Origin of the sequence: Ruegeria sp., assembly GCF_965199275.1 — a bacterium.
GTDB lineage: Bacteria > Pseudomonadota > Alphaproteobacteria > Rhodobacterales > Rhodobacteraceae > Ruegeria.
Genome location: NZ_CBDAQX010000013.1, coordinates 104,436 through 116,892, shown reverse-complemented (window position 1 = coordinate 116,892; position 12,457 = coordinate 104,436). Strand labels below are relative to the sequence as shown.

Here is a 12,457-nt window from a genome sequence, read left to right as displayed (position 1 = left end):
AGTGCGTATTCTTCAGGCAATCACAGGGCGCAGCTATTGGGATTGCCTAGGGGTCAGTCGCGCTCGTTCGATAAAGTCGCCGCATCAGAGTCGGGGTCAGGTACATCGGAATCTGGTAGGCCCCGATAAAGACCATGATTGGCGCAATGACCTCGGGCGGCAAAGCGACAAAGAACAGGGCAATATTGCGATTGCCTGAGATCAAAGAAATAGCCGTCGCTTGTGCTGGTGGGCCGCGCCTGCGCAATAGGATGAACATCACGGCCTGAGCGCCAAAGTTGATTACGCAGGCAAATGCGACCCAGAACAGCGCCGTGCCGGGGGCCTCCAACGCCGTCGCGCTGAGTGATGGCATCAGGCCGATGACAAAGACCGCCAGGGTGATCGCGCCCAACCCTTCAAGACTGCTGAGCGTGGACGCGGACGGGTTTCTGAGGACAGTCAGACGCAAGACGATCGCGGCGGAGGCCGCAACGGCGATGGTCAGGAACAAGCGGGCCGAGGCACCGGTGACGGCGCGAATATCCTCCAGCTCTGGCATGAGCCAGAAGACGGGCAGCGCCGTCAGGGGCAAAAGCGCGGTTCCCACCACCACAAGCCGCACTGCGTGTTCTGCCGGGTGTCCCATCATCAGGCACATGTTCGGGCTGCCGGAAATCGAGGGCGCTGCGGCGACGATGAGCAGCGACAGGAAGATCGGCGAACTCATCCATCCAGCAGTGTGTCCAATGGCCAGAAGCGTCAGCGGCAGGGCAAGTTGCAGTGCCGCAATCGTGCGGATCACGCTACGCAGATCGGATAGCGAGCCGATGAGCGTTTTTGGCTCCATTCGCAGGACCGTCACGAAAAGCAGCAACATGACGAGCGGCGGCAGCAACGGGCGCATCGGTTCGGCGAGGCTGGGCAAGAGCAGACCGGCAACAAGCCCCGCGACCAGTACAATGGGGCCGTTGCGAGCCGCCAGATGTAGCGGGTTCAAGCGGCGCTACCCGCCGGGGCTCTGACGCAGGTTCTCGGGCAGCCAAGTGGCCAGCTCAGGGAACCAGATCAGAACAAAAACCATCAGCACCATGATCAGGAACATCGGAATGGCGGCGCGGGCGATATAGCTCATCTCGTGGTTGGTCATGCCCTGCATCACGAACAGGTTGAACCCGATGGGCGGCGTGATCTGGGCCATCTCTACGACAACGACGATGAAGATACCGAACCAGATCAGATCAATCCCCGCATCGCGGATCATCGGCTCGACCACGGCCATGGTCAGTACGACCGACGAGATGCCGTCCAGAAAACACCCCAGTATGATGTAGAAGACCAGCAGCACCATAAGCAGCTCGAACCGCGTCAGCTCCCACCCTGCGATCAGGTCTGCGAGACCTCGGGGCAGGCCAGTGAAGCCCATCGACAGCGAAAGAAAGGCCGCGCCAGCAAGGATCAGGGCAATCATCGCGCTGGTCCGCGTTGCGCCCATAAGACTTTCGGTGAAGGTCTTCCAGTTGAGCGAGCCTTGACCGGCGGCGAGCAATAGCCCTCCGATCACGCCAAAGGCGGCGGCTTCAGTCGCAGTGGCATAGCCCAGATACATCGAGCCAATCACCACCGTGATCAGCAGGATCACCGGCAACAGGAAGCGAGAGTTGTGGATTTTCTCGCGGAAGCTCAGCTTGGCTTCGACGTTGGGCTGCCAGTCGTTGCCCAGTTTCGAATAGATCGCGACATAGCCCATGAACATCGCGGCCAAAACGAGGCCGGGCAGGATGCCGGCAAAGAACAGCTTGGTGATTGATTCATTGATGGTGACGCCATAGACGATCAGCGTCAGCGAGGGCGGGATCATCAGGCCCAATGTAGCCGCGCCGGTCAGGGTGCCGATGATCATTCGCTCGGGGTAATTTCGCTTACGCAGTTCCGGGATCGACATTTTGCCCACGGTGGTCAGTGTGGCAGCAGATGAGCCAGATACCGCAGCGAAGACCGTGCAGCCGACGATATTGGTATGCACCAACCCGCCGGGCAGAGGGGCCATCCAAGGCGAAAGCCCTTTGAACATATCCTCGGATAATCGCGTTCGATACAGGATTTCCCCCATCCAGATGAACATCGGCAGGGCGGTCAGGGTCCAGGACGAGGACGCGGACCAAATCGTTGTAATCATGACGTCGCCGACAGGGCGGGTCGTGAACAGCTCCATCCCGACCCAGGCGACGCCCATCAGGGCAAGGCCGACCCAAACTCCGGTGCCCAGCAGGGTGAACAGGACGAAGATGAACAGGATGATGATCGACAGGTTTTCCATACGCTTATTCCCCCTGACTTTGGTCGGCCAGATCGGGGGTGATGCGGTGATCCCCCTTGAACAGCACGTGGAGCAGATGGTCGGTCAGCGCGATGGCGAGGATCACGGCGCCGATCAGCATGGCGGATTGAGGAATCCACAGGGCGGTTCTGTCCTGCCCCTGACTGACATCGTTGAACTTCCAGCTCCAATAGACAAAGCGGTAGGCGTACCAGCAGAAATACCACATCACCGCTGTGCCGATGGCGAAACACCAGATTTCCAGAACACGCCTGAACCCGTCTGGAACAGCATTCAACAGAATGGACACACGGATATGACTGCCTCGGTTCAGCGCGTTGGCAAAGGCCAGAAAGGACGCGGCGGCCATGGCGTACCCGGCATAGTCGGGCGCGCCGGGAAAGACCTCTCCGGTCCAGCGGGCCAGCATTTGCACTACGATCAGCAGCAAAATGGCGATCAGGCTCAGTGCGGCCAGAACTCCGGCGGCCTGATAAATGAAATCCAGAACGGACCGAAGCCCACGCATAACCGCCATACTGTCCCCGCTTGGTTTGTCTTTTTTGAGATGTTGCGAGCGGCAGAAGGATCTGCCGCCCGATTTGGCGTTATTGCTGCGCGGCGTTGAACGCATCGACGATGGCTTTGCCCTCGTCGCCTGCAGCCTCAAGCCATTCGTTGGTCATGGTGACGCCGATTTCTTTCAGCTCGCCCACCATCTGGTCAGAGGCCGGGCCAACGGTCATGCCACCATCGCGCAGACCCTGCAGTGTGAAGCCGGTATATTCCTTGGCACGCCAGTTGCCGGCATATTCGGCCAGTTCCGCACAGGCTTTGATGACGTTCTTGTTGGCGTCAGACACACCCGACCAGACGTCCGAATTGACCATCACGTAGTTGCGCGGCAGCCAGGCGTCGACTTCGTAGAAGTAGTTCAGGCTTTCCCATACCTTGCGGTCATAGCCAGTCGACCCGGAGGACACCATCGAGTCCGCCACGCCCGTTGCAAAGGCCTGGCTGATCTCGGCGGCCTCAATCGTCACCGGCAGCATGCCCGTCAGCTCGGCCAGACGTGAGGTGGCGTTGTTGTAGGAGCGGAACTTGATGCCTTTCATATCGGCGACCGAGTTCACCTCATTCTTGAAATACAGCCCCTGCGGCGGCCAAGGTACGGCGTAAAGCAGCGTCAGGTTTTGCTCGGCCAGCAGGCTCTCGATCGAAGGCTTGGCGGCTTCCCACAGCTTGGCGCTGTCGTCGAAGGACGTGGCAAGGAAGGGGATCGAGTCGAAGCCGAACAGCGCGTTTTCGTTCTGGTGGCCGGACAATAGGCGCTCGCCAATCGGGGCCTGCCCGGTCTGGATCGCGCGCTTGATATCGGCGCCTTTGAACAGAGAGCCCGAGGGGTGGGTCACGATCTCGATCTCGCCGCCGGTTCCGGTTGTTACACATTTGGCGAATTCAGCACCCGTGGCCGAATGGAAATTCGAGGCCGAATAGGCCATCGGCATGTCCCATTTCTCGGCCATGGCGGGGGCGGCCGCGGCGGCGGTCAATGCGGTTGCCGCGAGAAGGCTAGTGAGTTTCTTCATGATAGTCTCCCTATTGTTATGCGTTGGACTGGCTTCTTGAGCCGAATTATTCATGTTGCGAACCGTGCTGGCGCATAGACGCTGGTATCTGTGTTTGGCGTGCGTCCTGCAATCATCTGAGCCAGCAAACGGCCGGTTTTTGGGCCGCCGGTCAGGCCGATATGGTGGTGGCCAAAGCCCATGTAGGCTCCGGAAATACCGGGAACCTCACCGATGATCGGGATCGAGTCCGCAGGGGCCGGTCGGTGCCCCATCCATTCAATTTCCTCCTTCCATGTCACGCCGGGCAAGGCTGCGCGGGCGTTCTTGCGCAGCAATTCAAAAGGCGCGCGTGAGGGCGGAGCGTCCAGCCCGCCAAATTCGACAATACCCGCCAACCGTATGCGCCCATCCATCGGTGTGGCAACAAATTTACCAGAGGCCACCATGACCGGGCTACGGGGCATGGCCGATGGCGCGACCAGTTCAAGATGGTAGCCACGCTCGCTTTCCAGCGGGACCGAGACGCCCAGCCGTTTGGCCAGAGGCCCGGACCAGACGCCCGCGCTGACGATGGCCGTGTCGCAGGAGATGGTCTCGCCGCCCGCGCGCACGCCGGTGACTTTGCCTGCTTCACGGATGACATCCTCAACCTCGGCGCGCAGAATGCGCCCGCCATTGGCCTCGACATGGGCGGCAAGGTCTTTCACATAGCGGCCCGGATCTCTGATATGGCCGTGATCCGCCAGCCGGGTCGCAAATGAGATGTCGCGACTGAAGACAGGGTCATAGTCATGCAAGGCCTGCCCTTCGAGCTCATCCCAGTGAAACCCATGCTTGCGCCGGATGCCCCACCCAAAGGCGTCCCCTTCGAAATGAGCCCGGTCGCGGTAAAGGAACAGATAGTCCGACGGGACCAGCCATTTCTCCGCCCCGGTCCCTTCGGCGAGGGCCTTGTGGTCGTTCAAACTGTCGCCAATGATCGGAGTCAGGGCGGCGGCGATCCGGTCTACCTCGTGGGCTTTTGCATGGCTCAGGTAACGGGTCAGCCAAGGCATAAGCTTAGGGAGGTAACCCCATTTCATGAACAGCGGCTCAGATGGGCTGAACAGCATGCGGGGGGCTTTGCCTAGCAGGCCCGGCACGGTCACCGGAACGATTGAGCAGGAGGCAAGTACCCCGCCATTGCCATGAGACGTCCCCTCGGCAGGTCCTGCTTTGTCAATCAGGATGACGTTATGTCCATCCCGCTGCAGCCAGACCGCGGCCGAGACGCCGACAATCCCGGCGCCTATGATGGCAATGGTTTTCTTGTCGCTCATGCTGCCCCCGATTTCGCAACCGCATAGTGGTTGAGCTTGGCTACGTCCGGCCTCCCGCCCAGTCCGGGGGCGTCTGGCACGATGACTTGACCGTCCCGGACATGGAAAGGGGCTTCGAGGATATCTTCGGTCAGGAAATAGCTGGCCTGATAGAACTCACAGCCCAAAGTGATCTCGGGCGTTGCCGCGATCATGTGGGTTCCGGCGAGATGGGCCAAGCCTGCTTCGAACATGTCGCCGCCATAGGCGCTCAGCCCATGGATGGCGGCGATGCGGGCGACTGTCTGGCCCCGCGTCAGACCACCGGATTTCATAATCTTGACCGAGACGCCGTCGCAAATCCCCTCGCGCGCGGCGCGCTCCATGTCCTCGGGGCCAAAGACGCTTTCATCGGCCAGCAGAGGGACGTCGATCATCTGCTTCAGCTGCGCCATCATGCCAAAGTGATGCGCCCGCACGGGTTGTTCGATGAAGTCAGGTTGAAACTGTGCCACGTCGCGCACCTGCGCCGTGGCGTCCTCGATGCTCAGCCCCTGATTGTAGTCCACGCGGACGGCCATTTCGGGGTGGTTCTGGGCCAGATATTCAAGCCGCATGATGTCGAACGCATGATCCTTGAACCCGGTCTTGAGTTTCACAATCCGAACGCCGTCATCGCGCAAGCGCTCCAACAGGTCGGTATCCTGCGCAAAGTCAGGATTGGCGATTGAGCAGCTCAGCGGGATCGCATCACGGCACTTGCCGCCCAACAAGGCCCAAACCGGAAGTGAGGAGATGCGCCCAGTCAGGTCCAGCAGTGCGGCCTCCAACGCGGCCTTGGCCTCGGTGCAATGGGCGACGGCATGAGCGGCCTGGGCCATGATCGCGGCTCGGTCGGACAGGCGCGTGCCTAAAACCAGCGGGCGCAGATAGCGCTCCAGCGCGGCAAACGTGGCCTCGGGCGTGCCGGTAAAAACCGACCAGGGTGAGGCCTCACCAAACCCTTGCGTGCCGTCCTCAGTGGTCAATCTGAGGATGACGACCTCGCACGCGCCCTCGACCGAGCCGATGCCGTGATCCCGACGCGATGTCACCGGCAGCGCAAGATGCCATAGATCATAGCCCGTAATTTTCTGTTGTAGATCAGACATCCCACCTCCGGTCAGGACGCAGCCTGCCTTGACCGGAATATCATTTCAAATACTATATCTTGCTTATACTATCAGAAAAAATGATGATCAGATGTCCCTCAGATTTCGTCAGTTGCAGGCTTTTCACGCGATCATGGAGACAGGGACGGTCACCGGCGCCGCGTCAGTGCTTGGCATTTCACAGCCGGGCATCAGCAACCTTCTGTCTCAGCTAGAGCGCGAGGCGCGTTTGCCCTTGTTCGAACGCACCAAGGGACGCTTGCTGCCCACGCCCGAGGCCGAGCTTCTCTATCGTGAGGTCGACACCGTGGTGCGCGGGTTGGATCACGTGGCGCAGGCCGTAACGGATTTGCAGAACAAACACCCCGGTCAGTTGCAAGTCGCCGCCCCGCATATGCTGTCCTTCGGCTTCATGCCGCGCGAGATTGCGCGATTCTCGCAATCCCGTCCCAATCTGTCTGTCAGCTTTCAATCGCAATATTCGTCGAAAATTCAGGAATGGGTGACGTCGGGCCTTTTCGAGATCGGCATCGTCGAGATGCCCATTCTGCACGACACCCTGAACGCCAAGGTTTTTCGGTTTGAAACGCTGGCGACGTTTCCCGAAAACAGCCCTCTGGCCGCGCATGAGGTCCTGACGCCGGAACTGCTTGAAAAGGAGCCCTTCATAGTGATGGGGCCGGAGCATCAAACCCACCGCCGGACGCGCGAGGTATTCCAGAAGGCCGGGTGCGATTGGCGGACCAAGATCCACACGCATTTGTCGGAAAACCTGCTCAGCTTCGTCAAGGAGGGCATGGGTGTAGCCCTAATCGACCCGTTTACCGTGTCGTTCGATGGCGAGGACGGCTATCAAACCCGGCAGTTTCAGCCGCCCGTGATGCTGGATCTTGCGGTCATCACCGCCAAAGGCCGCCCGCTCTCCGCCATCGGGCAGGCGTTTCTGGCGCAGTTGATGACCTCGATTGAGACCTTTGCCGAGGGCGCTGTACCAGACGAACGACAGACGAGCGGATAACGCTGTTGGCAAGTTACATGAGGATGTGAAACTGTCGGGCGGAATCGACGCTCAGAACGCAGGAGGAGGGGCAGATGATCGCAAAGGGGGGGAAATCCATCTACGGGGCGTCGGTGGGTATCTTGATGCTCGATGCGCGGTTTCCGCGCATTTCGGGCGACATGGGTAACGCGACGACCTGGCCGTTTCCGGTGCTGTATCGCATCGTGCGCGATGCCTCGCCTGACCTTGTTGTGCGGCGCGGCGCCGAGGGCATGTTGAGCGCGTTTGTTGATGCGGCCCGTGACCTTGTTCGCGATGGCGCGGACGGCATTACCACGAATTGTGGTTTTCTGTCCTTGTTCCAGCAAGAATTGTCTGAGGCCGTTCCGGTGCCGGTCGTGACCTCGTCGTTGATGCAGGTGGAGATGGTCAATCGCATTTTGCCAGCGGGAAAGCGTGCTGGGGTCCTGACCATCTCGGCCTCGACCCTGACCGAGGATCATTTGCGGAAAGCGCAGGTGCCCGAAGGAACGCCGATTGGGACGACGGAAGGGGGGCAGGAATTCACGCGCGCGATTCTGGGAAACGAGGAGGCTCTGGATGTCGAAAAGGCGCGCGCTGACAATGTCGAGGCGGCTCTGCGGCTGCAAAAAAACCACCCTGAGCTGGGCGCAATCGTTCTGGAATGCACCAATATGTGCCCCTATGCAGCCGATATCCAAAGCGCGACGGGATTGCCTGTTTTCTCGATTGTCAGCTTTGTGACGTGGTTCCAATCCGGTCTTTTGCCGCCAAGGTTCTGAAATCAGGATACTTCGATATGTTGGGAAAACTCAACGATAACAGAGGTTAAGGAGAAATATTTCTGCCCTCGCGTCAATTACTAAAAATTTAGTTTGACAGATGCGCGGTAAATCGCTGATGGTGGTTGCCATCCGGTTCGCGCCGGAATCCATAGTTTTTCCTGACTTCCGACCTTTTTGTTGATCTGACTGGGTTTTTGGTTTGTTTTCAGGTGTGGTTGCTCAGAGGCGCGTTGTAGTGCCCCATTATTATAAAAAGTATTGACATGGGCCTTCAGATGGCTAACCTCTTCGCCCATGTTCATCCGCACCAAACATGACGCAAAGCTCAACCGCACACGGATCCAGATCGTTGAATCCGTCCGCACCGGCTCCAAGGTACGCCAGAAGATCCTGCGCCATGTGGGTGTGGCCCATAACGACAGCGAGATTGAGGATATCAAGCGTCTGGCGGGCCGCTTGATGGAGCAATTACGCATTGATCGCTCGCCGCAAATGGAACTGTTCACGCCCACGGAATATGCCGATCTGCAGGCGCTGGTGCGCCGCGCTCCGCGGCCGGACAAGCTTGGCGTTGATCTTGCCGAGTGCCGTGAGGAGGCGCGGGTCTCTCTGGGTCTGCGGGATGTCATGGGGACGATGTATGACCAACTGGGTTGGGGGGCCCTTCTGGGGGCGGCGCGTAAAAGTGCCAATCGCATTGTGAAAGAGCTGGTTATGGCGCGGATCGCACAGCCCGAGAGCAAGCGCGCGACCGTGGAGGCGTTGGAGAACCAGGCAGGCATCACGCTCAATCTGGACGTGGTCTATCGGAGCATGGATTACATCAATACGCCGGTGATAGACGGGATTTGCAAAACCTCTCACGCGGCGGCAGAGAAGTTGCTGGGCGGGCCAGTGACCGTGCTGTTCTACGATTGCACGACCCTGGCCTTTGACACCGAGCGCGAGGACCCGGCCGAGGATGCGGACGGGGTCGAGCAGGATCATCTTCTGGCCAAGGGCTTCAGCAAGGATGGCAAGCATCACCGCGCTCAGGTCATGCTGGCGCTGATCGTCACCTCCGATGGGCTGCCTGTGGGCTATGAACTCTTCCCGGGAAACACCTGGGAAGGTCATACGCTGGAAGCTGCGCTGAAGGCGTTGGAGGGACGCTTCGACGTGGCCAGGGTCACGTTCGTGGCCGATGCCGCCATGCTCAGCAAGGACAACCAGCAGATGTTGCAGAACAAGGGTCTGCCCTACATCCTCGGCTATCGCATGAAGTCCGCCCCGGCCGCCGTGAAGGCGAACATTTTGAGCCCGGAGGGACGCCAGCCTTGGGCTGGACACGGTTCTGAAGAGGCAACCGAGAAGGGCTGGTACAAGGTGATCGACCAGGAGGGAGCGCGGGTCATTGTGACCTGGTCACCCACCCGGGCACGCAATGATGCCCACAAGCGCGACAAGGCAATCGAAAAGCTGCACAAGAAGCTCAAGCGCTCTCGCAAACCCGGCAGCTTCAGCAGCCGGGGATATGGCCGCTTCCTGGCCTTCCCCGACAGCGGGGACGTCACGCTGGATGATGCAAAGATCAAGGCAGCGGCACAATGGGACGGGCTGCATGCCATTGTTGTTCATGGTGCGGACGAACTGGAGGCACAGGACGTCATTGCCCGCTATCACCAGTTGTGGGAGATCGAAGCCTGCTTCCGCACCAACAAGCACGATCTGAAAATCCGGCCCATCTATCACTGGTCGCCGCGTCGGGTCCGGGCCCATATCGCCATCTGCTACATGGCCTTCTGCTGCCTGCAGCACCTGCGCAAGCATCTGGACCTGCTCGGACACCCGATGAGCCCGGCTCGTATCCGCAACGAGTTGAACGCATTGCAGCTCTCGATCCTGCGCCACAAAGGCACCCCTGACCGCTACGGCATGCCAAGCCATGCCACGGTCGATGCCAGACGCATCCTCACCTGCGTCGGCCTGACCTGGAACGAAGCCCCTTTCAAGATACCCCCCGGGCGCACCCGAAAAACTGGCCAGACCAAAGCCTGAGCTCCCTCAACACTCCGAAACAATCGCTGGCGAAAAAAGTCCGTGTAGTGCCTTTTGGCAACCAAGGCATAATAATATCAATGACTTATACGAAAAAATGTCGGAAGTCAGGGGACGACGGAAGGGGGGCAGGAATTCACGCGCGCGATTCTGGGAAACGAGGAGGCTCTGGATGTCGAAAAGGCGCGCGCTGACAATGTCGAGGCGGCTCTGCGGCTGCAAAAAAACCACCCTGAGCTGGGCGCAATCGTTCTGGAATGCACCAATATGTGCCCCTATGCAGCCGATATCCAAAGCGCGACGGGATTGCCTGTTTTCTCGATTGTCAGCTTTGTGACGTGGTTCCAATCCGGTCTTTTGCCGCCAAGGTTCTGAAATCAGGATACTTCGATATGTTGGGAAAACTCAACGATAACAGAGGTTAAGGAGAAATATTTCTGCCCTCGCGTCAATTACTAAAAATTTAGTTTGACAGATGCGCGGTAAATCGCTGATGGTGGTTGCCATCCGGTTCGCGCCGGAATCCATAGTTTTTGGGAGGAAACAGATGCGGAGACATCTACTTTCCGCAGTGGCGGCGGCTGCCGTCATTGCGGGGCACGGTCCCGTTTGGGCCGACGAAGCCGCAGCACAACGTTGGATCGACGACGAATTCCAGCCATCGACTCTGTCGAAAGACGAACAGATGGGCGAGATGAAGTGGTTCATCGAAGCTGCACAGCCTTATGCCGGCATGGAAATCAACGTTCTGTCAGAAGGCATTCCAACGCACTCGTATGAGTCCGAAGTGCTGACCAAGGCGTTCGAAGAGATCACCGGGATCAAGGTCAACCACCAGATCCTCGGCGAGGGCGAAGTGGTTCAGGCGGTTCAAACCCAGCTGCAGACGGGCCGGAACCTCTATGACGGTTACGTCAATGACAGCGACCTGATCGGCACTCACTCGCGCCTGCAACTGGCCTATCCGCTGACCGATATGATGGCGGGCGACTGGGCGGCGACAACTTCGCCGACGCTGGATCTGGATGACTTCATGGGCATTCAGTTCACCACCGGTCCGGATGGCAAGTTGTATCAGCTGCCCGACCAGCAGTTCGCGAACCTCTACTGGTTCCGCAAAGACTGGTTTGATGACGAAGCCAACAAGGCTGCGTTCAAGGAAAAGTACGGCTATGACCTTGGCGTTCCGGTCAACTGGTCCGCTTACGAAGACATTGCCGAGTTTTTCACCAACGACGTGAAAGAGATCGACGGCGTGACAATCTACGGTCACATGGACTACGGCAAACGCGCGCCTGACCTGGGTTGGCGTATGACCGACGCGTGGCTGTCGATGGCCGGTGCCGGTGACGTAGGTGAGCCGAACGGTATCCCCGTTGACGAATGGGGCATCCGCATGGAAGCGGGCACCTGTAACCCTGTCGGGGCCTCCGTCTCGCGCGGTGGTGCGGCCAACGGTCCGGCTGCGGTCTATGCGATCCGCAAGTGGGATGAGTGGCTGCGGGCATACGCTCCTCCAGGTGCGGCGTCTTATGACTTCTACCAGTCGCTGCCAGCGCTTAGCCAAGGCAACGTGGCCCAGCAGATCTTCTGGTACACCGCCTTTACCGCTGACATGGTGAAGCCGAAGTCCGAAGGCAACAACACCGTGGATGATGAGGGTACGCCGCTGTGGCGGATGGCGCCCAGCCCGCATGGCCCCTATTGGGAAGAAGGCCAGAAGGTCGGCTACCAAGACGTGGGTTCCTGGACGTTCCTTAAATCGACCCCCGAGGATCGTGCTCAGGCGGCTTGGCTCTATGCTCAGTTTGTGACGTCGAAGACGGTTGATGTGAAGAAATCCCATGTGGGTCTGACCTTCATTCGCGACAGCTCGGTCAACCACGAGTCGTTCACCGAACGCGCACCCAAGCTGGGTGGTCTGGTCGAGTTCTACCGCTCGCCTGACCGTGTGGCATGGTCGCCAACTGGCATCAACGTGCCGGACTATCCGAAGCTGGCCCAGATCTGGTGGCAGCAGATCGGTGACGTGAACTCGGGCGCCTTCACCCCGCAAGAGGCGATGGATCGTCTGGCTGAGGAAATGGACATCACTATGGCCCGTATGCAGGCCGCGGATGAAAGCGCCGGTGTCTACGGCGGCTGTGGTCCACGTCTGAACGAGCCGCAGGATCCTGCCTTCTGGCTGGAGAAAGAGGGTTCGCCCAAGGCCAAGCTTGAGAACGAAAAGCCGCAAGGCCAGACCGTCAACTATGACGAACTGGTTCAGCGCTGGCAGTCTCAGTAAGCGATTGA

Annotated in this window: 11 protein-coding genes; 4 read left to right on the top strand and 7 right to left on the bottom strand. The window is 59.3% G+C overall.

The features are described 5' to 3' along the window. Positions 1-46: 46 nt before the first annotated feature. The 6 genes from ACOERD_RS08710 to ACOERD_RS08685 form a co-directional block, all read right to left on the bottom strand. On the bottom strand, positions 47-979 hold the full coding sequence (locus ACOERD_RS08710) for a hypothetical protein (RefSeq protein ID WP_419738746.1): 933 nt from the start codon (positions 977-979) through the stop codon (positions 47-49). A 6-nt stretch (positions 980-985) separates the two neighbouring features. Next, a complete protein-coding gene (locus tag ACOERD_RS08705; protein ID WP_419738745.1) occupies positions 986-2,299 on the bottom strand; it encodes a TRAP transporter large permease in 1,314 nt (437 codons plus the stop codon). Positions 2,300-2,303: 4 nt separating this feature from the next. Beyond that, entirely contained in the window at positions 2,304-2,828 is a 525-nt protein-coding gene (locus ACOERD_RS08700) for a TRAP transporter small permease (protein ID WP_419738744.1), read from the bottom strand. A 79-nt stretch (positions 2,829-2,907) separates the two neighbouring features. Further along, entirely contained in the window at positions 2,908-3,888 is a 981-nt protein-coding gene (locus ACOERD_RS08695) for a TRAP transporter substrate-binding protein (RefSeq protein ID WP_170378565.1), read from the bottom strand. A 50-nt stretch (positions 3,889-3,938) separates the two neighbouring features. After that, positions 3,939-5,189 carry an NAD(P)/FAD-dependent oxidoreductase gene (locus ACOERD_RS08690; protein WP_419738743.1) on the bottom strand — a complete coding sequence of 417 codons (1,251 nt, stop codon included), beginning with the start codon at positions 5,187-5,189 and terminating at the stop codon, positions 3,939-3,941. Then, positions 5,186-6,319, bottom strand: coding sequence for an enolase C-terminal domain-like protein (locus ACOERD_RS08685; protein WP_419738742.1), 1,134 nt, complete (start codon positions 6,317-6,319; stop codon positions 5,186-5,188). Before ACOERD_RS08685 ends, ACOERD_RS08690 begins: the two co-directional genes overlap by 4 nt. Positions 6,320-6,410: 91 nt before the next feature. Here ACOERD_RS08685 and ACOERD_RS08680 point away from each other — a divergent pair, with 91 nt between their 5' ends. Together ACOERD_RS08680 and ACOERD_RS08675 are read left to right on the top strand one after the other, a co-directional pair. Beyond that, positions 6,411-7,337 carry a LysR family transcriptional regulator gene (locus ACOERD_RS08680; protein ID WP_419738741.1) on the top strand — a complete coding sequence of 309 codons (927 nt, stop codon included), beginning with the start codon at positions 6,411-6,413 and terminating at the stop codon, positions 7,335-7,337. Positions 7,338-7,411: 74 nt separating this feature from the next. After that, complete coding sequence (locus ACOERD_RS08675; protein WP_419738740.1) at positions 7,412-8,122, top strand: aspartate/glutamate racemase family protein; 711 nt, start codon at positions 7,412-7,414, stop codon at positions 8,120-8,122. Between the two features lie 80 nt (positions 8,123-8,202). Here ACOERD_RS08675 and ACOERD_RS08670 read toward each other — a convergent pair whose 3' ends face one another. After that, positions 8,203-8,427 (bottom strand): hypothetical protein, encoded by a 225-nt coding sequence (locus ACOERD_RS08670; RefSeq protein ID WP_419738739.1) that lies wholly within the window; start codon positions 8,425-8,427, stop codon positions 8,203-8,205. Here ACOERD_RS08670 and ACOERD_RS08665 point away from each other — a divergent pair. After that, positions 8,420-10,162, top strand: coding sequence for an IS1634 family transposase (locus ACOERD_RS08665; RefSeq protein WP_419737624.1), 1,743 nt, complete (start codon positions 8,420-8,422; stop codon positions 10,160-10,162). The genes ACOERD_RS08670 and ACOERD_RS08665 overlap by 8 nt on opposite strands. Before the next feature lie 547 nt (positions 10,163-10,709). Beyond that, positions 10,710-12,449, top strand: coding sequence for an ABC transporter substrate-binding protein (locus ACOERD_RS08660; RefSeq protein WP_170378557.1), 1,740 nt, complete (start codon positions 10,710-10,712; stop codon positions 12,447-12,449). Positions 12,450-12,457: the final 8 nt, after the last annotated feature.

Coding starts and splice junctions, on each gene's coding strand:
- ACOERD_RS08660 (WP_170378557.1), top strand. CDS start 10,710: ATGCGGAGACATCTACTTTCCGCAGTGGCGGCGGCTGCCGTCATTGCG.
- ACOERD_RS08680 (WP_419738741.1), top strand. CDS start 6,411: ATGTCCCTCAGATTTCGTCAGTTGCAGGCTTTTCACGCGATCATGGAG.
- ACOERD_RS08670 (WP_419738739.1), bottom strand. CDS start 8,427: ATGAACATGGGCGAAGAGGTTAGCCATCTGAAGGCCCATGTCAATACT.
- ACOERD_RS08700 (WP_419738744.1), bottom strand. CDS start 2,828: ATGCGTGGGCTTCGGTCCGTTCTGGATTTCATTTATCAGGCCGCCGGA.
- ACOERD_RS08675 (WP_419738740.1), top strand. CDS start 7,412: ATGATCGCAAAGGGGGGGAAATCCATCTACGGGGCGTCGGTGGGTATC.
- ACOERD_RS08705 (WP_419738745.1), bottom strand. CDS start 2,299: ATGGAAAACCTGTCGATCATCATCCTGTTCATCTTCGTCCTGTTCACC.
- ACOERD_RS08685 (WP_419738742.1), bottom strand. CDS start 6,319: ATGTCTGATCTACAACAGAAAATTACGGGCTATGATCTATGGCATCTT.
- ACOERD_RS08690 (WP_419738743.1), bottom strand. CDS start 5,189: ATGAGCGACAAGAAAACCATTGCCATCATAGGCGCCGGGATTGTCGGC.
- ACOERD_RS08665 (WP_419737624.1), top strand. CDS start 8,420: ATGTTCATCCGCACCAAACATGACGCAAAGCTCAACCGCACACGGATC.
- ACOERD_RS08695 (WP_170378565.1), bottom strand. CDS start 3,888: ATGAAGAAACTCACTAGCCTTCTCGCGGCAACCGCATTGACCGCCGCC.